This is a genomic window from Stutzerimonas stutzeri (assembly GCF_018138085.1).
Classification (GTDB): Bacteria; Pseudomonadota; Gammaproteobacteria; order Pseudomonadales; family Pseudomonadaceae; genus Stutzerimonas; species Stutzerimonas stutzeri_AI.
Window position 1 is genome coordinate 4799034 of sequence record NZ_CP073105.1, and the last position, 25375, is coordinate 4824408.

The window sequence follows — 25375 nt, forward strand, 5'->3', positions numbered from 1 at the left end:
AGTGCGAGGTGACCTACTGTGGAAACCACGAGCGCCATGCCTGGCATCCTCATCAATGACCGGCGACGGCTCGTCGCCTGCCGCGCCATTGCGAGCAGGCCCGAAGACCTGTTCGCAACGGTGTGACGCTTAACGTCCCGATTTGATCTTGGTCCAGCTCCGAGTCATGGTGCGCTGGGTCTTGGGGTCCAGATCGGGGAAGGTGTACAGCTTCTTCAGCACGGCCTGGCTCGGGTAGACGCCCGGATCGGTGCGGATCGCCTCGTCGACCAGTGGCGTGGCGGCCGCGTTGCCGTTGGGGAACTGCACATAGTTGGTGATAGACGCCATCACGTCCGGCTTCATCAGGTAGTTGAGGAAGACGTGAGCGTTATCGATGTTTTTCGCATCCGCCGGGATGGCCAGCATGTCGAAGAAGGTGCCTGCGCCTTCCTTGGGGATGTTGTAGCTGACCTTGACCTTGCCGCCGGCTTCCTCGGCGCGCGCCTTGGCCTGATAGACGTCGCCGGAATAACCGATGGCGACGCAGACGTTGCCGTTGGCCAGGTCCGAGATGTACTTGGAGGAATGGAAGTAGGCCACGTCGGGGCGGATCTGCATGAACAGATCCTCGGCCTTCTTCAGCTCGTCGCGCTTGGTGGTGTCTGGCTTATAGCCGAGGTAGTGCAATGCGGCCGGAAGGATCTCGGTCGGCGAGTCGAGGAAGGAGACGCCGCAGGATTTCAGCTTTTCCATGTTCTCCGGCTTGAACACCAGGTCCCAGGAATCAACGGGCGCGTTCTCGCCCAGTACCGCTTTGACCTTCTCCGGGTTGTAGCCGATGCCGATAGTGCCCCACATGTAGGGTACGGCGTACTGGTTACCCGGATCGCTGGGCTGCAGCGCCTCGAGCAGGTCCTTGTCGAGATTTTCCCAGTTCGGCAGCTTGCTCTTGTCGAGCTTCTGGAATACGCCAGCCTTGATCTGCTTGGCCAGGAAGGGGTTGGACGGGACGACCACGTCGTAGCCCGAGCTGCCGGCGAGCAGCTTGGCTTCGAGCACTTCGTTGCTGTCGAAGACGTCGTAGACGACCTTGATGCCGGTTTCCTTGGTGAAGTTCTCCAGGGTGTCCTCGGCAATATAGTCGGACCAGTTATAGACGTGCAGTACCTTGTCTTCGGCCTGGGCGGCGCCAGCGACGGTACCGGCCAGCGTCATTGCAAGGAGTGTCTTGGCAAAGGGTTTCATCCGTGTAGCTCCTGTTGTGATCGTTTGTATTGGGGCTAGGGACAGGTCACGAAGGACCGGCGTCGAGCGCCGGATCCCATCACGCCTGGACAACTAGTGCGGCGGTACCGGCATCGACACACCCCTCGGCAGGTCAGGCCAGAACACGCGCGCAGTCTGGCAAGGTCGGTGGCGTTTTTTCAACCGCCCGGACACGTTTTGCAGGCGATCGGCCAGCACTGAAACCACCAGGCCCGCGATCCGCGGCGCCAGCGCCACGATCATCACCCGCGCGCATCCTTGAGGGTCGCATCGAGGCACAGGCGAACCTTGTCGATCAGCTCGTCGATCTGCGCTTCGTTGATCACCAGCGGCGGTGAAATGATCATGGTGTCACCGACCGCACGCATCACCAGACCGTTACGGAAGCAGTGCTCGCGGCAGAGCATGCCCACGCCCGGATCGGCGAAACGCTCGCGGGTCTTCTTGTTCTTCACCAGTTCCAGCGCGCCGAGCATGCCGACGCCACGGGCCTCGCCCACCAGCGGGTGCTCGACCAGCTCGCGCCAGCGAGACTGCAAATAAGGTGCCGTCTTGCTTTTAACCCGCTCGACGATCTGCTCTTCGCGCATGATGCGGATGTTTTCCAGCGCCACCGCGGCCGCCACCGGATGCCCGGAATAGGTGAAGCCGTGATAGAACTCGCCGCCCTCGTTGAGGGTGTGCACTACTTCGTCGCGCACCACCACGCCACCCATGGGCAGGTAGCCGGAGGTCAGGCCCTTGGCGATCGGCATCAGGTCCGGTGCGTTGCCGTAGTAGTCGCTGCCGAACCATTCGCCGGTGCGGCCGAAGCCGCAGATCACCTCGTCGGCGATGAACAGAATGTCGTAACGGGCGAGGATCTCGCGGATCTTCGGCCAGTAGCTGTCCGGCGGGATGATCACCCCGCCAGCACCCTGGATCGGCTCGGCGATGAAGGCGGCGACCTTGTCTTCGCCGATTTCCAGAATTTTCTGCTCGAGTTGCTGGGCCACGCGAACGCCGAATTCGTCCGGATCGAGATCACCGCCCTCGCCGAACCAGTAGGGCTGGTCGATGTGCTCGATTCCCGGGATCGGCCCGTCGCCCTGTTCGTGCATGGCCTTCATGCCGCCGAGGCTGGCGCCGGCGATGGTCGAACCGTGGTAGCCGTTCCAGCGACCGATCACCACCTTCTTCTGCGGCTGGCCCTTGATCGCCCAGTAATGGCGCACCATGCGCAGCACCGTGTCGTTAGCCTCGGAGCCGGAACCGGTGAAGAAGACATGGTTCATGCCTTCCGGGGCGATCTCGGCGATGGCCTTGGCCAGTGCCAGCGCCGGCGGGTGGGCGGTCTGGAAGAACAGGTTGTAGTAAGGCAGCTCACGCATCTGCTTCGTGGCGGCCTCGACCAGTTCTTCACGGCCATAACCGAGGTTGACGCACCAGAGCCCGGCCATGGCGTCGAGGATCTTGTGGCCTTCGCTGTCCCAGAGATACACACCCTCACCGCGGGTAATGATCCGTGTGCCCTTGGCGTTCAGCGCCTTGAAGTCGGTGAACGGCGGCAAGTGATGGTCGCGGCTCAGGGCTTGCCATTGCAGGGTTTGCGAATCGCTCATCAGTCACCTCTTGGCCATATTCGTTGCGTTATTGGTGGATGAGAAAAGCGTCATCCACCCTGCGGTTGTTCGTTACACCGAGAGCATCAGGAATTCCCGCTCCCAGGAACTGATGACACGGTGGTAGTTCTCCTGCTCGGCGCGCTTGACCGCGACGTAGCCGGTGATGAATTTCGGACTCAGGTATTTCTCCAGTTGCCGACAGGTCTCCATGCGCTCGAGCGCGGCCTCCAGTGTCAACGGCAGGCGCAGGTTGCGCCGCTCGTAGCCGCGGCCCTTGACCGGCTGGCTCGGAGTCAGCTCCTCGACCATGCCGATGTAGCCACACAGCAGGCTGGCGGCGATGGCCAGGTAGGGATTGGCGTCGGCGCCCGGCAGGCGGTTCTCGACGCGGCGGTTCTGCGGATCGGAATCCGGGACGCGCAGGCCGACGGTGCGGTTCTCTTCGCCCCATTCGACGTTCACCGGCGCCGAGGTGTCGGGCAGGAAGCGGCGGAAAGAGTTTACGTTCGGTGCGAACAGCGGCAGCAGCTCGGGAATGTATTTCTGCAGGCCGCCCACATGGTTCAGAAACAGCTGGCTCATGGTGCCGTCGCTGTTGGAGAAAATGTTGCGCCCGGTCTCCAGGTCCACCACGCTCTGGTGCAGGTGCATCGCGCTGCCCGGCTCGCCGGTCATGGGCTTGGCCATGAAGGTGGCGGCGACGTTGTGCTTGAGCGCCGCCTCACGCATGGTGCGCTTGAACACCAGGATCTGGTCGGCCAGGTGCAGCGCCTCGCCATGACGGAAGTTGATTTCCATCTGCGCGGTGCCTTCCTCATGGATCAGGGTATCCAGATCCAGGCCCTGGGCCTCGCACCAGTCGTACATGTCTTCGAACAGCGGGTCGAACTCGTTAGCCGCGTCGATGGAAAAGGATTGGCGGCCGGTCTCCTGGCGGCCCGAGCGGCCGATCGGCGGCTGGAACGGCAGGTCCGGGTCCTCGCAACGCTTGGTCAGGTAGAACTCCATCTCTGGCGCGACGATGGGCTGCCAGCCCTTGTCGGCATACATCTTCAGGACACGTTTGAGGATGTTGCGCGGCGAGATCTCGATGGGGTTGCCCATCTTGTCGTAGGTGTCGTGGATGACCTGGGCGGTGGGCTCGATGGCCCAGGGCACGAGGAAGACGGCGTCCGGGTCGGGCCGACAGAACATGTCGATGTCGGCCGGATCGAGCAATTCGTAATAGATGTCGTCTTCGACGTAATCGCCGGTGACCGTCTGCAACAGCACGCTCTCCGGCAGGCGCATGCCCTTTTCGTCGAGAAACTTGTTGGTGGGGGATATCTTGCCGCGGGCGATGCCGGTCAGGTCGCTGATCAGGCATTCCACCTCGGTGATCTTGCGTTCTTTCAGCCAGCCGGTGAGCTGGTCGAGCTTGCTGGACATAACGACCTCAGAGATTAGTGAAACGAGCGCCGTGCCGGCCCGCGCTCAGCGCCGTCCTGCGCGTTCCCGGCATGCGCGGGCAAAGCCCTCGAACAACGCCAGGTAATAAGGATGTTCATGCACCTTCCATTCCGGATGCCACTGCACGCCAAGGGCAAAGCTCTGCGCACCCTCGACGGAAAACGCCTCGATCAGGCCATCGGGTGCCAGCGCTTCGATGCGCAGGCCCTTGCCGAGCCGCTCGACCCCCTGGCCGTGTACGGAATTGACCTCGATCTGCGGCGGAAGTCCGAGCTGTTCGAGCACACCACCCGGCTGAACGTGCAGCGCATGGCTGATGCCGTACTGCACCTCTACCGGATCCTCGGTGCGCTCACGGTGATCGGCATAGGGGCCGACCTCGTGAACCCGCTGGTGCAGACTGCCGCCGAACGCAACGTTCATTTCCTGAAAACCTCGGCAGACGCCGAACACCGGGACGCCCGCCGCGACCGCCGCGCGAATCAGCGGCAGTGTCAGCTGATCGCGCGCGGCATCATGGGGCGTGCCTTGCGCACTGGCCTGGCCACCGTAATGATGGGGTTCGACATTCGATGGCGAGCCGGTAAACAGCAGGCCGTCTACGCTATCCACTAGTGCAACAGGATCGATCAGGTCGCCGAGTGCCGGGATGACCAGCGGTATACCGGCTACAGCCGCCGCGCGCAGGTACTTGTCGCCAGCGATGTGGAAACTGTGGAGGCCTATCTGCCTGGTACAGGCCGAAACGCCGATCAATGGCACGCGAGGCATGGGATACTCGTCTTTCCGGATGGGGCTCATCGGAGAGTAGTCTTGTTCGTTTTTATAGACAATAGCCGAGCAATCTCGCTTCGGAAAGTGCCTTCAGCGATTTGTGCTTTTTCGCTGAATCACCCCAGAAACGCCCACAGCGGGCCTCAATGGGGCATTTCGCGGGGCTATTGACAGCGACAAGGCTTTTCGATTGACTCCAAACCAAGCCGTTTGATGATTGAAATTTTTAACAATTAAGGTGCTTCATCATGCTCCCGCCGCCGCGTGCCGTTCAGCTCAACGAAGCGAACGCATTTCTCAAGGAACACCCGGAGGTCCAGTACGTCGACCTGCTGATCGCAGACATGAACGGTGTCGTTCGAGGCAAGCGCATCGAGCGCGCCAGCCTGCACAGGGTTTATGAAAAAGGGATCAACCTGCCGGCCTCGCTCTTCGCCCTCGACATCAATGGCATCACCGTGGAGAGCTCTGGCCTGGGCATGGACATCGGTGATTCGGACCGGACCTGCTTCCCGATTCCCAACACATTGAGCAACGAACCCTGGCAGAAGCGCCCCACCGCGCAGCTGCTGATGACCATGCACGAGCGTGACGGCTCGCCGTTCTTCGCCGATCCGCGCGAGGTGCTACGCCAGGTAGTGAGCAAGTTCGATGCACTCGGCCTGACCATTTGCGCCGCCTTCGAACTGGAGTTCTACCTGATCGACCAGGAGAACGTGAACGGTCGCCCGCAACCACCGCGTTCGCCGATCTCCGGCAAGCGCCCGCACTCCACGCAGGTCTACCTGATCGATGACCTCGACGAATACGTCGACTGTCTGCAAGACGTTCTCGAAGGGGCCAAGGAACAGGGCATTCCTGCCGATGCCATCGTCAAGGAAAGCGCACCGGCACAGTTCGAGGTCAACCTCCATCACGTCGCCGACCCGATCAAGGCATGCGATTATGCGGTGCTGCTCAAGCGCCTGATCAAGAACATCGCCTACGACCACGAGATGGACACTACCTTCATGGCCAAGCCCTACCCGGGCCAGGCCGGCAACGGGCTGCACGTGCATATCTCGCTGCTCGACAAGAACGGCAACAACATCTTCGCCACCAGCAATCCGCTGGAAAGCGAAACCTTGCGCCACGCCATCGGCGGGATTCAGCAGACCATGGCCGCGTCGATGGCCTTCCTCTGCCCCAACGTCAACTCCTACCGCCGCTTCGGCGCCCAGTTCTACGTGCCGAATGCGCCGTGCTGGGGCCTGGATAACCGCACCGTTGCGTTGCGGGTGCCGACCGACAGCCCGGACGCCGTGCGCATCGAGCATCGCGTTGCCGGCGCCGACGCCAATCCGTATCTGCTACTGGCGAGCGTTCTGGCCGGCATCCATCACGGCCTGACCAACAAGATCGCGCCGGACGAGCCGATCGAAGGCAACTCCTACGAACAGGTGGAGCCGAGCTTGCCGACCAACCTGCGCGATGCCCTGCGCGAGCTGGACGACAGCGAGATCATGGCGCGCTACATCAGCCCGCAGTACACCGACATCTTCGTCGCCTGCAAGGAGAGCGAGCTGGAAGAGTTCGAGCACTCTATCTCCGACCTGGAATACAACTGGTATCTGCATACCGTCTGACCGGAGCCCGCCGTGTTGCGGGCCCAGCCCCCGCTACGCAGCCGTGATAAGCGGCTGCCGGGCGGAGGCAGCTACTGGTGCTGGAGGATATTGATCAGCTTGCCCAGCGGGTCCCTGACGAAGAACCGCCGAACGCCCCACCCCTCGGTGACGGGGCCATACACCAACGGGACGCCCGCGTTCTGCATCCGTCGCAGGGCCTCGTCCAGGTCATCCACCTCAATGGACAAGTCTGGAACCGGCGTGTCCGAGCCGCCCTGGCTCGCGAAGCTGATCTGCGGGCTCATCTGGGACGTGCTGGTGTAGGTCCGGATCCAGCCATGATCCATGGCCAGTTCGAGCCCGAGCAAGTCCTTGTAGAAAGCGTGCGCAACGGCCGGATCGGCGACGGTAACGTTGGCGACGATACGGTTTACCTTCATGCGGACTCCTCTCGATGGGCGATGCGGGGCGATCAGCGCGCGTGCCGCGAATCTCACGCCGCTATGTAATTGATTGAAAGCGGCCTGCTGCTCGGCGGATGGACAGGCTCGCGCGATTCGACAAGCCACAGGCCATTTTCTCCAGGGGTTCATGGACGTGGCGAACAACCTCCTGCGGCGCCGCTCAGCGTATCGATCGCAACGAAACGATGGCGGTCGGAATCAACCTGAAGCCCGTCCTATCACCCAGAAACCATTCAACAGCTGGCGCAAGCTTCAAGTCGCTAGCTGCGGGCAAAGCGCCGGATGCGCCGCAAAGGAGAAAGGCCCTGGCAGCACGACGGTCATGCAGCGCCCTCGTCCGGTATCAGCACCAGCAGGTCGGTAACCTCGACGGTCTTACCTGCCTGGGACAGCAGCGTGGTGACCTGACCACGATGGTGAGTTTGATGATTGAAGAAGTGCAGAACCAAGCTCGAAAACCGTCTGTTGGCGGGAACCCCTTTGGTGTTGCGATAGGCGAGGACGCGATCCAGATCATCGTCCGACAGCTGGCTGACCCAATCGCTGATTCGGTGATCCAGCCAGAACCTCTGCTCGGACAAGGCCGCGAAGTCGTCGAACAGTATCTGGTCCAGGCTGCGCGGGTCCGGCAGCTCGACGATCTCACGCAACGGGACCAGGCAGGCCGGATGTGCGGCGAATCGTTTCAGCCAAATGATATCGGCAATCAGGATGTGGTTCAGCGTGCCCAGGATCGAGCCAAAAAAGGCGCCACGGTCCTGGGCCAGTTCATCCGCGCCTAACTCACCCGCCGCCGTGTAGATCTCCGCGTTCATCCACTGGTTGTAGGACGCCAGCAATTCAAAGTGTGCTTTCAAGCTCATCAGGGTTTCGTCTCTTCCAGCGGTTACGCATCACAGGAGGTATCTAGCCTCTCGGCCAGGGCGTTCCGGTGTCGGCGACCTGGCGTCCCGACTCCGTTCGGACTGCCTGCTTCGGCCTCTGTAGTTATAGACGAGGTCGCGGCCGGTGCATGTCCCGGCTCGCTTGCCGGCGCGCTGGCGCAGGCCTGTTCCGGGTGCGACAGGTGGCGACTTGGCCGTACCCGTTGCATCCGTCGCCGCCCTGGCATCCAATAGCATCCATGAGCGCCATCCCCTCCCCAAGCATTCCCACAAGCCGCAAGCCTCGCGCCAGCAGCCAGGCGCGGATCGCGCAGATTCTCGCGGCCGCCCGTGAACTGCTCGCCGAAGCCGGCGTGGCCGGGATGTCGATCTACAGCGTGGCGGAGCGGGCGGCGATTCCGCCGTCTTCGGTCTACCACTTCTTCCCCAGCGTGCCGGCACTGCTCGAAGCGCTGACGGCCGACGTGCATGCGGCCTTTCGGGTCAGCCTCGGGCAACCGATCGATCATCAGGCGTTGCAAGGCTGGCAGCACCTGGCGCGGCAGGTCGAACGGCGCATGTTGGCGATCTACGATCGCGACGCCGCGGCCCGGCAGTTGATCCTCGCCCAGCACGGCTTGGCCGAAGTCCTCCAGGCGGACCGGCAGCACGACATCGAACTCGGCGAGCTGATGCGCGCCCTCTTTACCCGACATTTCCAATTGCCAGTACTGCCGGATGACGTCGAGGTATTCGCCCTCGCGCTGGAACTGGGCGATCGGGTTTATGCGCGCTCGGTGCATCAACACGGTCGAATCACTGAACGGATGGCCGAAGAAGGCATGCGCGTGCTCGATGCCTATCTGGGCCTTTATCTGCCGCCATGCCTGCCAAAGCGGGACCAACCGCTCAACTGATTACCGATAATTATCGGCTTAAACGGCGGGCGAGATCTTCCATACTGCGATTCTCGCTTTTCAGACAGATAATTATCGGCTAGATTGGCGAGACCCAACGCAAAGCTCAGTCAGATCAGCAGTGACGAGGTTCCCATGACCGCTACCATCGGTGTCGCGGCGACCTTGCTGCTGGGATTCGCCCGGCGAGACGCAGGGCGGGCACTGTACCTACGGGCTTTTCGTTACCAATCGGACCAGCCGTTCGCTGGGATCTCGGCTGAATCCCGTTCGTCGCGGTCAGATGTCCGCACACCGAAGAGAGGGCAGCCGCGTGTGCTGGCCCGGAAAAAACGCCGTTCATTCGCAGGTAAGACGATGACCACGCTGACCACTACCCCACGCTCCGACGATTTTCACATGCCTGCCGAATGGGCCCTGCACAGCCAGACGTGGATGGTCTGGCCGCAGCGTCCGGATAACTGGCGCGACCAGGCTACGCCGGCACAAGCGGCGTTCACCACTGTAGCCAAGGCGATCGCGCGCTTCGAGCCGGTCACTGTCTGTGCCACCGCAGCCCAATTCGTCGCGGCACGCGAGCAGCTCGACGATCCGCGCATCCGCGTGGTGGAGATCAGCAGCGACGATGCCTGGGTGCGCGATACCGGTCCGACCTTCGTGATCAACGGAAAAGGCGGCCTGCGCGGGGTCGACTGGACGTTCAACGCCTGGGGCGGCTTGAACGGCGGGCTCTACGAAGACTGGCAGCGCGACGACGAGGTCGCGCTCAAGATTCTAGAAATCGAGCGTTGCGATCGCTACCGCACCGAAGGCTTCGTGCTTGAAGGCGGCTCGATTCATGTCGACGGCGAAGGCACGCTGATCACCACCGAGGAATGCCTGCTCAATCGAAACCGCAACCCCCACCTGGGCCGCGAAGAAATCGAACGCATGCTGTCCGACTACCTGGCGATCGACAAGGTGATCTGGCTGCCGCATGGCCTGTTCAACGATGAAACGGACGGGCACGTGGATAATTTCTGCTGCTTCGTGCGCCCGGGCGAGGTGCTGCTGGCCTGGACCGACGACACCGAGAATCCCAACTACCCGCGCTGCCAGGCCGCCATGCGTGTCCTGGAACAGGCAACGGACGCCTGGGACCGCCCACTGGTCGTACACAAGATGCCGATTCCCGGGCCGCTGCACGCGACCGAAGCGGAATGCGCCGGCGTCGTACCGCTGGCGGGCAGTCAGCCGCGTGATCCCTCGATCCGCCTGGCTGGCAGCTACGTGAACTTCCTGATCGTCAACGGCGGCATCATCGCGCCGTCGTTCGGCGACCCACTGGATGGCGAAGCCGAGGCCATCCTCAGCCGGCTCTTTCCGCAGCATCAGGTCGTCATGGTACCGGGCCGCGAGATCCTGCTGGGCGGCGGCAACATTCACTGCATCACTCAGCAGCAACCTGCCGCGTCGAGCCGCGCTCCGGCGTAGCATCGGGCAATGATGCCGGCAGCATGCATTTCAGCGCGGCTCTGCTGGGCGGGCTGCCGGCTCCGAGGCTTGGCGATCGACGCGGATCAAGGCGCTGCCGGCCGGTTCACGCAATGCCATCGTGCCGCGGCTAGCCAGGATGGATGGCAGCGCGCGGCTCCCGCCCAGCTCGGCGCGCAGAGCGGATCAGGACACGATGACCTGGTTCTTGCCCAGGCGCTTGGCGGTATACATCGCCGCGTCGGCCCTGGCGAACAGGGCGCTGAGATCCGGATCACTGGCCCTGAGGTAGGTCACGCCCAGGCTGATGGTGACGCCGAAGCGCTGGCCGTCAGGGCTGGTGAACACCAGTCGCTGGATTTCACGCTGCAACCGTTCGGCAATCTGCTCGGCCAGATCGGGCTGGCAACCGGGCAGCAGCAAGGCAAACTCCTCGCCGCCAATACGGCCAAACAGGTCGCCGCGGCGCAGCACGGACGAGCCGCATTGCGCCACGCGCTGCAACACCTGATCGCCCATCTGATGGCCGTGGGTATCATTGATCCGCTTGAAGTCGTCGATATCGAGCAGCTGGAAGGCCAGCGGGGACGCGTATTGCCGCGCCATGTCGAATTCGCGCTGAGCACATTCGAAGAAGTAGCGGCGGTTGCTGCTCTGCGTCAGCACATCGATGGTGGCCAGGCGCTGCAGTTCACCTTCGAGCTGCTTCTTTTCGGTGATGTCTTCGGCAATGCCGACGATGATCGGCCCGTGGGCGCTGTCCGCGTTGCGTGCGATGAAACACTTGTCGCTGAGCCAGCGTAGCTGGCCGTCGGCACGGATGATGCGGTATTCGCGCGCTTCGACAGCGCCCGTGTCGAGCACCTCAAGCATGCTGCGCTGCGCGTACTCCAGATCATCCGGATAGATGCTGTTACGCCACTCGCCAAAATCGGCCAGCAGCAGCGCGGCCGAGCGACCGAATACCTGCTCATACGCGGGACTGACGTAGATGATCCGCTGCGCCTGCCAGTCGAAGGCCCACAACACCGCGTTGACGGCCCCCATCAGGGTGCTGAATAGCTGCTCGCGCTCGCTCAACCGCTCGACTTCAGCGCGAGCATGCATCAAGGCCAACAAGGTCTGCGCCTCGGATGGAGGGAGAATGCCTGCCCCCACTTCGCTTCGCTGGTTCACGAACTTCATAACTGCGTTCTCACATGGCGCCAGGCACCAACGGAAAGCCGCAGGGGCAACTGTCGCGAAAGCATCGGAATGCCAATCAGAGAGCGTCTTTCGAGCAAAGTTCCAGCCGGCGCGCCCGCCAGTGAGCGCGCCGATCGGAGGTCATGCGTGGGCGACAGCCGGTCTCAGCGAATAGGTTCGCAGGTGCTCGGCGAACTCGCGCAACGACTGAATACCGCTGGCTTCGGCGTCCTGCACCCACTGCTTGATCGCGGCGAGCATGTCGTGCCCGTTGGCGCTGGTCCGCGACCAGATCTGCTGCAAGGCCAGGCGTCGCTCGTAGATCACCCGCAGTGACTGACTCTGCTCGAGGATCACGGCGATACGAGCGTGTTGCTCTTGCTGCAGCAGGCTCGGCTCACGCGAAAGCAGGCGCTTGGCACGGCGGAATTGATGGCGCACCGATGCATCGGCGCGCTCGAGTTCCAGGCGTACCAACGGTTTAATCACCAGCCGGCGATACTGCGCCATGATCTGAAAGCGGTTGTTGAGGATGGCCATGGCGCTGTCCATGTCCAGCTGCGGCTTGGCCGACACGCGGTGAGCGATCGGTGCGGTGCGGTTGACCTTGGCCAGCCCGAACAGGCTGAACAGCTTGATCCAGGCCCAGCCGATGTCGAACTCCCACTTGCGTACGGACAACTTGGCCGAATTCGGATAGGTATGGTGGTTGTTGTGCAGTTCTTCGCCGCCGATGAGGATGCCCCACGGCAACAGGTTGGTCGCGGCATCGCGGCACTCGAAGTTGCGGTAGCCCACCGCATGGCCCAGGCCATTCACCACACCGGCGGCCCAGAGCGGAATCCAGATCATCTGCACCGCCCAGACGGTCAGCCCGATCACGCCGAACAAGGCCAGGTCGAGGCCGAGCATCAGGACGATGCCGAGGTTGGGAAAGCGCGAGTACAGGTTGCGCTCGATCCGGTCGTCCGGGCAGTTCTTGCCATAGATGCGCAGGGTCTCTTCGTTCTTCGCCTCTTCCATATACAGCTCGGCGCCGCGCCGCAGCACGGTGCCCAGCCCCTTCTGTACCGGGCTGTGCGGGTCGTCCGGCGTTTCGCACTTGGCGTGGTGCTTGCGGTGGATGGCGGTCCACTCGCGGGTATTCATCGCCGTGGTCAGCCACAGCCAGAAACGGAAGAAATGCTTGAGTCCGCCATTGAGCTCCAGCGAGCGGTGGGCGGAGTAGCGATGTAGATAAACGGTGACGGCGACGATCGTCACGTGGGTCAGAAGCAAAGTGGCCGCAACCACCTCCCAGGCCGTAAGGTCGAGAAAACCGGTGTACCACATAGTGTTGCAGCCTCGCAGCGAAGAAAACACGCGTCAGCCATTGCCGACGCCGGGACATTATCGACCCATGCCGGCGCATTACCGCACCCGCCCGTCGCACAGTGCGACTTTTAACCGCCCACGGCAACCGTCCGATCGTCAACGGAGGTTTCGCCGGCCGGCTTGCCCTGTCTAGCGCGCGCCTCCCAGCGACTCGTGAAGCGCAGACGGCGCGCAAGGGAAATTCTGGCCACAGGCGAAGTCGAAAGCTGAACGGACCGCCTCGATCACGTCGCACACCCGGGCATGGCCGGACCGGCCCCTTTCGCGGACGCGCTCGCTACATCTAGCGCTTGCGTGCGTTGCCGGCAGTCCGGCTATTTTTTCTCGCACGCTGCGCCAACGAACGAGCAAGATGGCAAACTGCCGCCTTTTGAATGGTCGAAGCATCGTTACCGGAGACCCGCATGACCGTGCTCAAACGGATACTTCACGTGGAGGACGACCCCTCTATCCAGGCCGTCGTGAAGGTGGCCCTGGAGGCGATCGGCGGCTATCAGGTGCTGTCCTGCTCATCCGGCACGCAGGCACTGCAGGAGGTCGAAGGCTTCGTTCCGCAGTTCATCCTGCTCGATGTGATGATGCCCGGCATGGGCGGTACGGAAACCCTGGCCAGGCTTGCGGAGCGGATCGATCTGGCGCAGATACCCGTGGTGTTCATGACGGCCAAGGTCCAACCGGGTGAGGTCGAGCACCTGCGTAAGCTCGGCGCGCGCGACGTGATCGTCAAGCCATTCGACCCGATGCGCCTGGCCGGCCAGATCCAATCCATCTGGGACGCCGACGGCCTGTAGCCGCCGCGACCAGCCCCTTCAATCCAGCGAGACAGGTCCGCAGATGGAACCACCGAAGTCGACCGCGGCGCCCACGCCTCCCCGCGAACTGTCCCGTCTCGCTGCGCTGCTACGCTACGAGATCCTCGATACGCCCGATGAATCGGCCTTCGATGATTTCGCCCAGCTGGCCGCCTATATCTGCGACACACCGATCGCGCTGATCTCGCTGGTCGATGATCACCGTCAGTGGTTCAAGAGCCGAGTCGGCCTCGACGTCAGCGAAACCCCGCGTGACATCTCGTTTTGCACACATACCATCGAAGGCTCTGGCGTCTTCGAGGTTGAAGACGCTCAGCGGGACCGGCGCTTTCGAAACAACCCGCTGGTAACTGGCGATCCGCACATCCGCTTCTACGCAGGCGCGCCGCTGACCACACCGGATGGCTTCAACCTGGGCACCCTCTGCGTGATCGATCGTCAGCCGCGCCGGCTCAGCGAGGCCCAGCGCGGAGCACTGGCACGCCTGAGCCGGCAGATCATGCGGCTGTTCGAGGAGCGCCTGCAGGCCCACCGCTACGCCGAGCAGGCGGCGATGCAACAAGCGCTGCTAAACAGCGCGGCGAGCGCGATGCTGGTCACCACCGCCGAGGGCCGTATTTCAGGCGTCAACCCGACCGCCGAGCGCCTGTTCGGCTACCCCGAGCAGATGCTGATCGGCCAACCGCTGACCACCACGCTGTTTCCTGCGGACGCGCTGGCGCGCCGGGCGCGCATCCTCGCCGACGAACTGGGCGAACCGGTCGAGCCGGGCTTCGCCGTGCTGACCGCGCCGCTGCTCGAGGGGCGCCGCGAAATGCGCGAATGGCGACTGCTACACCGCAACGGCGGCAGCGTACCGGTGCTGCTGAACGTCTCGGCCATACATGACGAGCGCGAGCTGCTGCGCGGTTACATCGTCAGCGCCTACGACCTGGCGCATCAGGAGCGCCTGCAGCTGCGCCTGCAGCAGATCGCCGCGCAGGTTCCGGGCATGCTGTTCCAGTTCTGCTGGCGGCCCGACGGCAACAGCTCGTTTCCCTACCTCAGCGAGGGTGCCGAGGAGATCTTTGGCTTGAGCGCGGCCGAGATGGCCCATAGCATCGGACCGATCTACGGGCAGGTGCATCCGGATGATCGCGAGCACGTATTGGTGAGCATCCGCCAGGCCGCCTCGACCTTGACGCCCTGGCACTTCGAGCACCGGATCAACCACCCGCGCAAGGGCACGATCTGGGTCGAGGCACGCGCCACACCGATGTGCCAGGCCGACGGCTCGGTGCTCTGGCACGGCCTGGTAACCGACATCACCGAACGCAAGGCCGATCAGCTGGAGCTCGACAAGCAGCAGGAAATGAATCGACGCCTGCTCGAAGCCCTGTCCGAAGCCGTCGTCGCCTGCGATGCCAACGGCAACCTGACCCTGTTCAATCACACCGCGCGCCGCTGGCACGGGCTCGATGCGCAGAAGCTCGACCCGGAACAATGGCCGGACGTCTACCACCTCTATCAGGCCGACGGCGTGACGCCCATGGCGCCCGACGAGGTCCCGCTGATGCGCGCCTTGCGCGGCGAGCACATTCGCAACGCGGAGATGGCCATCGTGCTGCAGGGCAGCGCGCGCCACGTGTTGGCCAATGCCGACCCGATGTACGCCTCCAACGGACAGCAGAGCGGGGCGGTGGCGGTGATGCACGACATCACCGATCGCAAGCAGGTCGAGAATCTGCAGCGCGATTTCGTCTCGACCGTCAGCCATGAACTGCGTACGCCGCTGACCTCCATCACCGCGTCGCTGGGGCTGATTTGCGGTCGGGTGATCGGCGACGTGCCCGAGCATCTGCAGGAGCTGCTGGACATCGCCCACCAGAACAGCCAACGCCTGAGCGCGCTGATCGATGACCTGCTGGACATCGACAAGCTGTACGCCGGCAAGATGCGCTTCGAGCTGCAGTGGCAGCCGCTGCTGCCGTTGCTGGAACAGGCCCTGCGCAGCAATCAGGGCTACGCCGAAAGCTACGCTGTGAGCATCGTGCTGGGCGATTGTCCGGCCGTTTCGATCGAGGTCGACACCATGCGTCTGGAGCAGGTGCTGAGCAATCTGCTGTCCAATGCCGCCAAGTATTCACCCTCTGGCGAGGTGGTGACGCTATGGGCCGAGCCGGTGGCCGGTGACAAGGTGCGCGTCAGTGTGCGTGACAAGGGCCCGGGCATTGCCGATGCGTTTCGCCAGCGGATATTCAGCAAGTTCGCCCAGGCGGACGCCTCCGATACGCGCCAGCAGGGCGGCACCGGGCTCGGCCTGGCGATCAGCAAAGAGCTGATCGAGCACATGAACGGGCGGATCGGCTTCGATTCGATTCCCGGCCAAGGTGCCTGCTTCTGGTTCGAACTGCCGTGCCGCCAGCTGTCCGAGCCGCTGCCATGAAGCGGTTGCAGCGCGTTCTGCATGTCGAGGACGTCCCCTCCATCCAGGTGGTGACCCGGATCGCGCTGGAAAAGCTCGGCGGCTACGAGGTGCTCAGCTGCGCGTCCGGGCAGGCGGCGCTGGCCGAGGTCCAGGCGTTCGCACCGGACCTTATCCTGCTGGACATGATGCTGCCGCAGATGACCGGCCTGGAGCTGCTGGCCCAGATGAGCGTCCTGATCGACCTGCGCAAGACACCGGTGGTGCTGTTGACCGGCCAGTCTGACGAGGCGGCTGATCCCGAGGAGCTGCGCCGGCTCGGTGTCCGTAAACTGCTGCACAAGCCCTTCAACCCCCTACAACTGGCTGCACAATTGGAAGATGTATGGAACGCCGAACATGACTGACGGCACCCAGCAGGCGCTGCACGACCAACTGCACGCGTTGAACGAGCAATTCGCCAAGCGCCTGGACACGGAACTGGCCGAGCTCGGGCAACGTGCCGAGCGCTTGTCCAGTGCCCGCGAGCAGGAACAGCGCCGACAGCGGATGCTTGATCTGCACGAGCGCCTGCACCGCCTGGCCGGTAGCGCCGGCACATTCGGTTTCAGCGCGCTCGGTGAGCAGGCGCGGGTGCTGGAGCAGCGAGCCGAGCGCTGGCTGGAAGCCGCCAGGCCCAGCGGCCAGGCACTCTCCGAATTCATCCAGGCCGTCCAGCAACTGGCCTCTGCCACCCAGGCCGGTGAGCCCCAGCAGACCCTGGCGGAGCCCTCGGCCGTTGCCGACAGCCGACCGGCCAGTTGCCGCATCTACCTGCTCGAGAGCGACATCGAAGCGGGACAGGAGATGTGCCGGACGTTGGGCAATTTCGGCTACGAGATGCTGCTCTTTCCGGATATCGCGCTGCTACAGACAGCTGTCCAAGGGCAGTTGCCAGATGCCTTGGTGGTCAGCCAGCATGCCGCTGAGCTCGATGCGGTGAGCGAGCTGCAGCAAAGCCTGGAGGTACCGTTGCCGCTGCTGGTGATCGGCCATCAGGCCGACTTCGACAGCCAGCTGGCCGCGGTGCGGGCGGGCGCGAAGGGCTATTTCACCCGACCGCTGGACGTCACGCAGCTGGAAAACACTCTCGAGAACTGCCTCAACCTGCAGCTGAGCGAGCCGTATCGGGTGCTGATCGTCGACGACGACGCCGATCTTGCCAGCCGTTACAGCCTGGTGTTGCGCAATTCTCAAATGCTCGTGCAGACCCTGACCGACCCCAGCCAGCTGTTCGAGGTCATGCGCGCATTCAACCCGGAAGTGGTGCTCCTGGACATGAACATGCCCGATTTCACCGGGCTCGAGCTTGCCCAGATGATTCGCCTGAATGATGAATGGTTACGTGTGACCATCATCTATCTGTCCGGCGAAACCGACATCAATCGGCAGATGGACGCATTGCTCAAGGCCGGCGACGATTTCATCACCAAGCCGATCAGCGACAGTGCGCTGACCGCCGCGGTGTTCTCCCAGGTGCAGCGGGCCCGGGCGCTGAGCATGGCGCTGTCACGCGACAGCCTTACCGGCCTGCTCAAACATGCCGACATCAAGGAACAGGTGGCGCTCGAGGTGGAACGCTCGCTGCGCTGCGGCAATCCGGCGAGCGTGGTGATGCTCGACCTGGATCACTTCAAGCAGGTCAACGACCGCTACGGCCATGCCGCTGGCGACAACGTCATCCGCGCACTGGCCAACCTGATGCGCCAGCGCCTGCGCCGCATCGACAGCATCGGCCGCTACGGTGGCGAAGAATTCGTCGCCGTGTTGCCCGACTGCCCGGCCGAGCAGGCGAAGCGGATCTTCGACGAAATCCGCGAGCACTTCGCCGCGCTCAGCTTTCATGCCGGCGGACGCGCCTTCAGCGTGTCGCTCAGCGCCGGGATCAGCCAGACCGATGGCCAGGCCAGCGGCGGCGAGCTGCTCGAACGCGCCGACCAAGGCTTGTACCTGGCCAAGGACCAAGGCCGCAACCAGGTGATGGTCGCCGTGCAGTCCTGACGAACGGCACCCCGGAATAAACAAGCGAACCGTCGCTGGCCGGGAGACTCCAACTACACTGCGACATACCGATGGCCGCTTGCGCGACCCGACACGCCTCGCCGTGCAGGGCCGTTGCCTATTCCGACAACCGGCGAAAGGAGTACCGGTTTGCCTTCAAGAACACAGGTCAACTGGCACTGGTTCGCCTTGCTGATTGCCTTCATCCTGCTCGTCGCCCTGGGCTGGCAGGGCAAGCAGACCCAGCAAGCGGTGCTGGACAGCAACCTGTCGGTCAGCCGCAGCCTGCAGATCATCACCGCGACCCAGTCGATGCTGTCCTCGCTACAGGACATCGAGACCGGTGCGCGGGGTTTCGTGCTCACCGGCCAGCCGGCCTACCTGGAGCCGTACGAATTCGGCCTGCGCGCCATCGAGCAGCGGCGCCGCGAGCTGCAGGCCCTGCTCGACGGCCGCACCTTTCCTGATCAACGCTGGTTTGCCCAGCTCGACCGCAATATTGCCGACCGCCTGGTGATCGCCGCCGGCAATATCCAGGCGCGGCGTGACCTCGGTCTGCTGGAGGCCGCCGAGCATCTGCAGCAGTCCGGCGGCAAGGAAATCATGGACCGTCTGCGGGCGCTGCTGGGTGCTGCCGAGGGCTATGAGCGTCGGCAACTGGCCGCGGCCAATCGCGCGGTGGCCGATACGCTTGCGCACAGCCGCCGGCTGGTGGTGATCGGCAGCCTGCTGGTCTCACTACTGTTCCTCGCCGCACTCTGGGCTATTCGCCGCAACCTGCAGATCCGCCAGGCCCTGGCGCAACAGGCGCAGGCCGGCCAAGCGCGGCTGGGCGCCCTGCTGCAGGCGATTCCGGACGACCTCTATGCAATCGACAGCCAGCGGCAGGTCTCGGCGCTGACTCGGGCCAGCGATCAGCGTGGGCCGGCGCCGGCGGCCATCGAACCGCTGCTGGCCGAGCTGGTGCAGCAGGCCGACCAGGCGCAACGACGCAGCCAGACCACCTGGTGCGAGCTGGACCATCGCCGTACCTTCGAAGTACGCCTGGCGCCGACCGGACTGGGCGACCACTTGGCCATAGCCCGCGATGTCACCGAGCTGCAGCGCAGCCGCGACAACCTCCAGGACCAGAAGATGTTCCTGCGACGGGTCGTCGACACCGATGAAAATGCCATCTTCGTGCGTGACGAGCAGGGCCGCTTCCTGCTCTGCAACAATGCCTTCGCCGCCCTGCTCGACCGCCCGCCACGGGCCATCGAGGGCCGCCGCAGCGAGGAAATCCCCGGCGCCGAGCGGCTGTTTCCGCTGCTACAGGGCGAGGGCGAGCTGCGCTGCGGTGGCGGCGAGCTGCGCATCAATGAAATCGGCCTGGTCGACGCGCATGGCGAGGAGCGCTGGCTGCAAGTGGTCAAGCGGCCAATGGTCATGCTCAACGGCGCCTGCCACGTGGTCACCGTCGCGGTGGACATGTCTCCGCGCCGCCGCATGGAGCAGATGAAGACCGAATTCATCTCCACTGTCAGCCATGAGCTGCGCACGCCGCTGACCGCCATCCGCGGTGCGCTGGGCATGCTGGTCGGCGGCGTCGCCGGGGCAATTGACGACGGCGCACGCCCCCTGCTGGACATCGCGCACAAGAACAGCGAGCGCCTGGTGCGGCTGATCAACGACATTCTCGACATCGAGAAGCTCGAAGCCGGGCGCCTGCCGTTCCACTTCGTGCGCAGCGATGCGCAGCTACTGACCGAGCAGGCCCTGGCAGACCTCAAACCCTACGCCGATAACCACGGCGTGCGCCTCGAATGGTGCGCGCCGGACGGCCCGACGCGCACCGAGGTCAGTCTCGATCCGGACCGTTTCGCCCAGGTGCTGGCCAACCTGCTGTCCAATGCGATCAAGCATTCGCCCGCCGGCGGCAACGTCAGCGTGGCCCTGCGCAATCAGGAAGACAACCTGGAGATCAGCGTCCAGGACCAGGGGCCGGGCATCCCGGAGAGCTTTCGCGCTCGGATCTTCGAGCGCTTCGCCCAGGCCGACTCCTCCGACGCGCGCAAGCGCGGCGGCACCGGGCTCGGGCTGGCGATCACCCGTTCGCTGGTGGAGCAGATGCACGGGCTAATCGGCTTCGAGTCCGAAGAAGGTCGAGGTGCGCGGTTCTGGCTGCGGTTACCGCTGGCGCCCGAGCAGGCCGACGACGCCTCGGCAGCCGTGGCGCAGTCCGGCGTGGCACAACAGTCTTCGCGGGCGCGCATCCTGGTACTGGAACCCGACACTGCGGCGGCCGAGCGGCTGGCCAGCGCGCTGCAGCAACAGGGCTACCAGACCCTGGTCGCCGAAACCGCCGCGGCGGCGCGCGAGTTGCTGGCCGAATTCAGCGTCCAGGCGCTGACCCTCAGCCCGGTACTAAGCGACGAGGACAGCATCGCCTTCCTGCAGAATCTGCGCAGCCAGAGCGCCTTTCGCCATCTGCCGGTGCTCATCGTCAGCCTGCAGCCGCAGCGCCGCGACAACGACGACGGCACGCTGCGCGGGGGTGCGGTCGGGGTGATCGACTGGCTGCACAAGCCGGTCGACCCATCACGGGTCATGGACGTGGTGAGCGCCTGCATCGGCAGCCGTGGCGCGCGTCCGCGCATCCTCCACGTTGAGGACGACGAGGACCTGCAGGCGCTGCTGGCGCGACTGGTCGCACCGCTGCAGATCGACCTGGACGGCGCCGGCAACCTGGCCGAAGCGCGCGCACTGATCGAGCAACAGCACTTCGACCTGGCAATCATCGACCTGATGCTGCCCGACGGAGACGGCAGCGAACTGTTCGACGAACTGGCCCGACGCGAGCCCCCGCCGCCGGTGATCATCTTTTCCGCGTTGGACGCGCCGGTGCACGACAGCCGCCTGGCCTTGCGCCAACTGGTCAAGTCCCGGCACAACGGCCGCGAACTGGCTGCCCTGATCCAGCAGCTGCTGCAACACTGGCCACCTGGCCACACCCGAGATTCCGAAGAGGTCAACGCATGAGTGTTTCCGCGAGCCAGCGAATCCTGATGGTAGAGGACGAAGAGGACATCGCCTTCCTTATCCGTTTCATGCTCGAACGCCACGGATTCAGCGTCGAGCACGCCGCCGATGGCCGCCAGGCGCTGGAAAGACTCAGCACTGGCAACCCGCCGGACCTGACGCTGATGGACATCATGCTGCCCTACCACGATGGCCTGGAGCTGATCGAACGTCTGCGCGCGCAACCGGGTTGGGAAAGCGTGCCGGTGCTGATGCTCACCGCCAAGGCGCGCGAGGTGGACATCGTCCGGGCGCTGGAATTGGGCGCCGACGATTACGTGACCAAGCCCTTCCAGCCGGAGGAATTGCTGGCGCGTATCCGCCGCCTGTTGAGGAAGGCTCGATGAGCTGGCTGCGCGCGCTGGCCCTGGCGCTGCCCACCCTTCTCGCGCCGACGCTGGTGCACGCCGATCTGGCCACCGCGCAGCGTCAGGTCGATGCACAACAGCTCGACGCCGCCGAGGCGACGCTCGAAGCCCACCTTGCCCAACAGCCTGACGACAATGAAGCGACGTTCCTGCTGGCACGTGTTCGCGCCTGGCGGGGCGTGCCCGAGCAGGCGCTGCCCCTGTACGAGCAGTTGCTGCAACGCGAACCGGACAATGCCGACTACCTGCTGGGTCAAGGCCAGGCGTTGCTCTGGACCGGCCGCCCACAGGCAGCGCTGGTCCCGCTCGAGCGGGCCGCGACGCTGGCACCGGACTACGCACAGGTCCAGCAGGTGATGCAGCAGGCTCGCGCGGCGTTGACGTCACCGATAACAGCAACCGCCCCAGCCGCCATCGCACCGACGCAACGCCGTCACGAGCTGGAGCTGTCGGCCCGACAGGACTGGCTGGACAGCGGCTTCGACAACTGGCGCAGCCAGCGTCTGGATTACGCGTCGACGCAACCGGAAGGCCTCGGCTGGTATGGCGCCCTGGTGAATGAGCAACGCTTCGGCGAGCGGGACCAGGGCGTCGAAGCGGGCGCGGTCGTCGCCCTCGATGACAACTGGATTTTGCAGCCGGAGGTCGGGTATCAGCCATCGCCTTATTTCCTGCCCGAGTGGCATGCCGATGTGCGCCTGCAACGGCGCCTGCCGGCGGGTTTTCTCGGCGCCGTCAGTGTCAGGCGCACCGAATACGAAACCACGCGGGTCGACCGGCTGGCGCTCAGTGGCGAGCGCTACTGGAATTCGTGGCGCGCCGGTTACACCCTGAACGTGACGGACGTGGCCAATGCCGGCACGCCGATCGGACACGACCTGGCACTGGATTACTACTACGCCGGTCTCAGCTATGCCGGCCTACGCCTGACCGTTGGTGAAGAAGAGGCGGTCGAGGAGCAGCAACTGATCACCAGTGATGTCCGTGCCATCAGCTTGCAAGGCCGCCATTGGCTCGACAGTCGCTGGGCGCTGAGCTGGGAAGTGGGCCAGCATCGCCAGGGCGATTACTACACGCGCCGCTGGCTGCAACTCGGGCTGCGGCATGCCTTCTGAACTCAACTGTCCGGCCTGGCTTTGCACAGCGCCCCGCAGCGCCTGGCTGGCGATCTGGCCGGACGACGGCATGCTGCAGCTGGCGCTGTATTGCGCCCTTGGCCTGGGCGGCCTCACCGTGCTGGTGATGCTGCAGGTGCTGTTGCTCGGTGAGTTCGCCCGGCGCCGGGCCATTCGCCGCCAGCAATTCAACGAGCAGTGGCGCCCATTCTTCGCCTTGTGCAGCCTCGGCGAGCAACTCCCCGAGCCGGTGCCGACGCTACCTGCCAATCGCCAGCTGTGGTTCTTGCTGCAATGGAACCGTACCCAACTGCAATTGCGCGGGACCGCACGAGAGCGGATGAACAAGGCACTCGTCGCGCTTGGCATGGATCGACAGGCGCGAACCCTGCTGCGCGGCCGGGGCCGTGGCAAGCTGATCGGGCTGACCTGCCTGCGGCATCTGGCCGATCCTGCGCACTGGGAAGCGGTGCAGGCCCTGCTGCTGAGCCGCAACGCCATCGTCTCACTGGCCGCCGCCCAGACGCTGATCGCCATGGATGCGCCGCGTGCGATGCAACTGATCCTGCCCGCCGCCGTGACGCGCCCCGACTGGGCCTTGCCGCGCCTGGCCAGCCTGTGCCAGCAGGCCGGTGAACAGGCCGTTACCCTGCCCCTGCTGATCGCCCTGACCGGCTCCGAAGATCCAGGCCGCGAGCGGCTAGTGAGTTTGCTGGTCTACGGCGATCCCCGCCATGCGGCGCCCTGGGCGCGTGCGCGTCTGGAGGAAAACGTGGCGCCCGAGCAGCTGCAGGTCGCGCTGCGCTGCTTGCAGGAACTGGCCGACCCGCGCGACCGTGAACGCTTGATCCGCACGCTGCAGCATGACCACGCCGACGTGCGGCTGGCCGCGCTCTGGGCGTTGCACAAGCAGGCGCGCAGCGACGACACCGCGTTGTTCCTGCCGCTGCTGGGCGACCCCAGCTGGTGGGTTCGGCAGGCGGCCGCGGACAGCCTGGCAACGCTTCCCAACGCCACGCCCGAGCGGTTGCAAGGGCTGCTCGAGCGCGTCGAGGACCGCTACGGCCAGGATGCACTGCGCCGTGCGATCGCGGAGGTCAGACGTTGAACATCGACTGGCTCTGGTGGCTGCAACTGGGCTTCATCCTGTATTTCCTGCTCCTCAACGGCATGTACCTGCTGCTCAACGTGCTGTCGATGGTCAGCCTGATGGGCTATATCCGTCGACGCGCCGAAACTGGCGAGATCGCGCCCTACCTCGGCGTGGAGCCGCCCGTGTCGGTGCTGATGCCGGCCTTCAACGAGGAGGCGACGATCCGGACCTCGGTGCGCTCGATGCTGCAGTTGCAGTACCCCGAATTCGAAGTGGTGGTGATCAACGATGGCTCGAAGGACAACACGCTGACGGTGCTGATCGAGGAATTCGAGCTAGTGCCGCACCCCGAGCCGCTGCGCCAGGCGGTCGCGCATCAGCCGGTGCAGGCGATCTACCGCTCGCGGCGCTACGCCAACCTGCGGGTGATCGACAAGGCCAACGGCGGCAAGGCCGATGCCCTCAATGCCGGCATCAACGCTGCACGGCACGGTCTGTTCTGTGGCGTCGACGCCGACTCCATCCTCCAGCGCGACAGCCTGTTGCGCGTGGTCCAGCCCTTTCTCGAAGATGAGCGCACCATCGCCGCCGGCGGCACGGTGCGCATCGCCAATGGCTCGGAGGTGCGCGGCGGCTTCCTGATCCGCGCCGGGCTGCCGAGCAACTGGTTGGCGCGCTTCCAGATCGTCGAATACCTGCGCGCGTTTCTCTTCGGTCGTCTCGGCTGGTCGCCGATGAACGCGGTGCTGATCATCTCCGGCGCCTTTGGCCTGTTCGACAAGGAGCGGGTCATGGCCGTAGGCGGCTATCGCACCGACACCGTCGGCGAGGACATGGAACTGGTGGTTCGGCTGCATCGTCATCACCGTGAGCGTCGCATTCCCTACCGCATCCGCTACCTACCCGATCCGATCTGCTGGACCGAATGCCCGGAAGACATCGGCACCCTCGGCCGCCAGCGCAGCCGCTGGCAACGCGGGTTGGCGGAAAGCCTGGGCCGTCATGCGCGGCTGGCTTTCAGCTTTCGCGGCGGCGCCCCCGGCTGGCTGGCGTGGCCATTCATGGCGCTGTTCGAATGGTTGGGGCCGCTGATCGAATTGATCGGTTACGGCTTCATGATCGGCGGCTTCGCCCTTGGCGTGGTGTCCTACGCCGCGCTGGCGGCCTTTCTGCTGGTCGCCATCGGCATGGGCATCCTGCTGTCGGTCAATGGCCTGCTGCTGGAAACCATGTCGTTCCGCGTTTACGAACGCCGCCGCGACATGCTGCGGCTGTTTCTCATGGCCGTGCTGGAAAATTTCGGCTACCGCCAGCTGAATACCCTCTGGCGTTGCCGCGGGCTCTGGCAGTGGTTCTCCCGACGCAAGCACCAATGGGGCGCCATGCGCCGCAGCGGGCGGTGGGGGCAGTAGAGAAACCAAAAAAGCGGCTCGACCGTAGGGTGGATCACGCTTCACCGATCCACCCTACGTTCGAATCGAAGCCGCACGCAGGTGTCACGGTGGATGTAAAAAGCGACATCCACCCT

At 64.3% G+C, this 25375-nt stretch carries 21 protein-coding genes; 12 read left to right on the plus strand and 9 right to left on the minus strand.

Annotated elements, in window-relative coordinates:
• Positions 1–129: 129 nt before the first annotated feature.
• The 5 genes from KCX70_RS21950 to KCX70_RS21970 form a co-directional block, all read right to left on the minus strand.
• The gene (locus KCX70_RS21950; RefSeq protein WP_021206948.1) at positions 130–1227 is read right to left on the minus strand and encodes a polyamine ABC transporter substrate-binding protein; all 1098 of its coding nucleotides are present in this window, start codon (positions 1225–1227) and stop codon (positions 130–132) included.
• A gap of 93 nt (positions 1228–1320) precedes the next feature.
• Positions 1321–1491: a hypothetical protein gene (locus KCX70_RS21955; RefSeq protein ID WP_212618827.1), complete on the minus strand. Its 171-nt coding sequence runs from the start codon at positions 1489–1491 to the stop codon at positions 1321–1323.
• Positions 1491–2849, minus strand: a complete 1359-nt coding sequence (locus tag KCX70_RS21960) for an aspartate aminotransferase family protein (RefSeq protein ID WP_212618828.1) — start codon at positions 2847–2849, stop codon at positions 1491–1493. Before KCX70_RS21960 ends, KCX70_RS21955 begins: the two co-directional genes overlap by 1 nt.
• Positions 2850–2921: 72 nt before the next feature.
• The gene (locus KCX70_RS21965; protein ID WP_021206945.1) at positions 2922–4280 is read right to left on the minus strand and encodes a glutamine synthetase family protein; all 1359 of its coding nucleotides are present in this window, start codon (positions 4278–4280) and stop codon (positions 2922–2924) included.
• Between the two features lie 45 nt (positions 4281–4325).
• Positions 4326–5072, minus strand: coding sequence for a gamma-glutamyl-gamma-aminobutyrate hydrolase family protein (locus KCX70_RS21970; RefSeq protein WP_102852662.1), 747 nt, complete (start codon positions 5070–5072; stop codon positions 4326–4328).
• Between the two features lie 251 nt (positions 5073–5323).
• On the opposite strand from KCX70_RS21970, the gene KCX70_RS21975 reads away from it, so the two are divergent.
• On the plus strand, positions 5324–6700 hold the full coding sequence (locus KCX70_RS21975; protein WP_212618829.1) for a glutamine synthetase family protein: 1377 nt from the start codon (positions 5324–5326) through the stop codon (positions 6698–6700).
• Positions 6701–6771: 71 nt separating this feature from the next.
• Here KCX70_RS21975 and KCX70_RS21980 read toward each other — a convergent pair whose 3' ends face one another.
• Positions 6772–7122 (minus strand): VOC family protein, encoded by a 351-nt coding sequence (locus tag KCX70_RS21980; RefSeq protein WP_212618830.1) that lies wholly within the window; start codon positions 7120–7122, stop codon positions 6772–6774.
• 344 nt (positions 7123–7466) lie between these two features.
• On the minus strand, positions 7467–8009 hold the full coding sequence (locus KCX70_RS21985) for a DinB family protein (protein WP_212618831.1): 543 nt from the start codon (positions 8007–8009) through the stop codon (positions 7467–7469).
• A 260-nt stretch (positions 8010–8269) separates the two neighbouring features.
• On the opposite strand from KCX70_RS21985, the gene KCX70_RS21990 reads away from it, so the two are divergent.
• Positions 8270–8926, plus strand: a complete 657-nt coding sequence (locus KCX70_RS21990) for a TetR/AcrR family transcriptional regulator (RefSeq protein WP_212618832.1) — start codon at positions 8270–8272, stop codon at positions 8924–8926.
• 357 nt (positions 8927–9283) lie between these two features.
• Positions 9284–10399, plus strand: coding sequence for an agmatine deiminase (gene aguA / locus KCX70_RS21995; protein ID WP_212618833.1), 1116 nt, complete (start codon positions 9284–9286; stop codon positions 10397–10399).
• Positions 10400–10585: 186 nt separating this feature from the next.
• On the opposite strand, the gene KCX70_RS22000 is transcribed toward aguA, so the two are convergent.
• Both KCX70_RS22000 and desA read right to left on the minus strand, forming a co-directional pair.
• Positions 10586–11584, minus strand: a complete 999-nt coding sequence (locus tag KCX70_RS22000) for a GGDEF domain-containing protein (protein WP_212618834.1) — start codon at positions 11582–11584, stop codon at positions 10586–10588.
• A 141-nt stretch (positions 11585–11725) separates the two neighbouring features.
• Positions 11726–12916, minus strand: a complete 1191-nt coding sequence (gene desA / locus KCX70_RS22005; protein ID WP_212618835.1) for a delta-9 fatty acid desaturase DesA — start codon at positions 12914–12916, stop codon at positions 11726–11728.
• Between the two features lie 446 nt (positions 12917–13362).
• On the opposite strand from desA, the gene KCX70_RS22010 reads away from it, so the two are divergent.
• The 9 genes from KCX70_RS22010 to KCX70_RS22050 all read left to right on the plus strand — a co-directional run bounded on the left by KCX70_RS22010 (position 13363) and on the right by KCX70_RS22050 (position 25259).
• Positions 13363–13749, plus strand: a complete 387-nt coding sequence (locus KCX70_RS22010) for a response regulator (protein ID WP_021206935.1) — start codon at positions 13363–13365, stop codon at positions 13747–13749.
• 43 nt (positions 13750–13792) lie between these two features.
• The gene (locus KCX70_RS22015; protein ID WP_212618836.1) at positions 13793–16195 is read left to right on the plus strand and encodes a PAS domain S-box protein; all 2403 of its coding nucleotides are present in this window, start codon (positions 13793–13795) and stop codon (positions 16193–16195) included.
• A complete protein-coding gene (locus tag KCX70_RS22020; protein ID WP_021206933.1) occupies positions 16192–16581 on the plus strand; it encodes a response regulator in 390 nt (129 codons plus the stop codon). The genes KCX70_RS22015 and KCX70_RS22020 overlap by 4 nt, the downstream gene beginning before the upstream one ends.
• Positions 16574–18214: a diguanylate cyclase gene (locus KCX70_RS22025; RefSeq protein ID WP_212618837.1), complete on the plus strand. Its 1641-nt coding sequence runs from the start codon at positions 16574–16576 to the stop codon at positions 18212–18214. The genes KCX70_RS22020 and KCX70_RS22025 overlap by 8 nt, the downstream gene beginning before the upstream one ends.
• A gap of 150 nt (positions 18215–18364) precedes the next feature.
• On the plus strand, positions 18365–21232 hold the full coding sequence (locus KCX70_RS22030; RefSeq protein WP_212618838.1) for an ATP-binding protein: 2868 nt from the start codon (positions 18365–18367) through the stop codon (positions 21230–21232).
• Entirely contained in the window at positions 21229–21618 is a 390-nt protein-coding gene (locus KCX70_RS22035; protein ID WP_021206930.1) for a response regulator transcription factor, read from the plus strand. Before KCX70_RS22030 ends, KCX70_RS22035 begins: the two co-directional genes overlap by 4 nt.
• Positions 21615–22754, plus strand: coding sequence for a YaiO family outer membrane beta-barrel protein (locus tag KCX70_RS22040; RefSeq protein ID WP_212618839.1), 1140 nt, complete (start codon positions 21615–21617; stop codon positions 22752–22754). Before KCX70_RS22035 ends, KCX70_RS22040 begins: the two co-directional genes overlap by 4 nt.
• Positions 22744–23862: a HEAT repeat domain-containing protein gene (locus KCX70_RS22045; RefSeq protein WP_212618840.1), complete on the plus strand. Its 1119-nt coding sequence runs from the start codon at positions 22744–22746 to the stop codon at positions 23860–23862. Before KCX70_RS22040 ends, KCX70_RS22045 begins: the two co-directional genes overlap by 11 nt.
• Complete coding sequence (locus KCX70_RS22050; protein ID WP_021206927.1) at positions 23859–25259, plus strand: glycosyltransferase family 2 protein; 1401 nt, start codon at positions 23859–23861, stop codon at positions 25257–25259. The genes KCX70_RS22045 and KCX70_RS22050 overlap by 4 nt, the downstream gene beginning before the upstream one ends.
• Positions 25260–25375 lie beyond the last annotated feature (116 nt).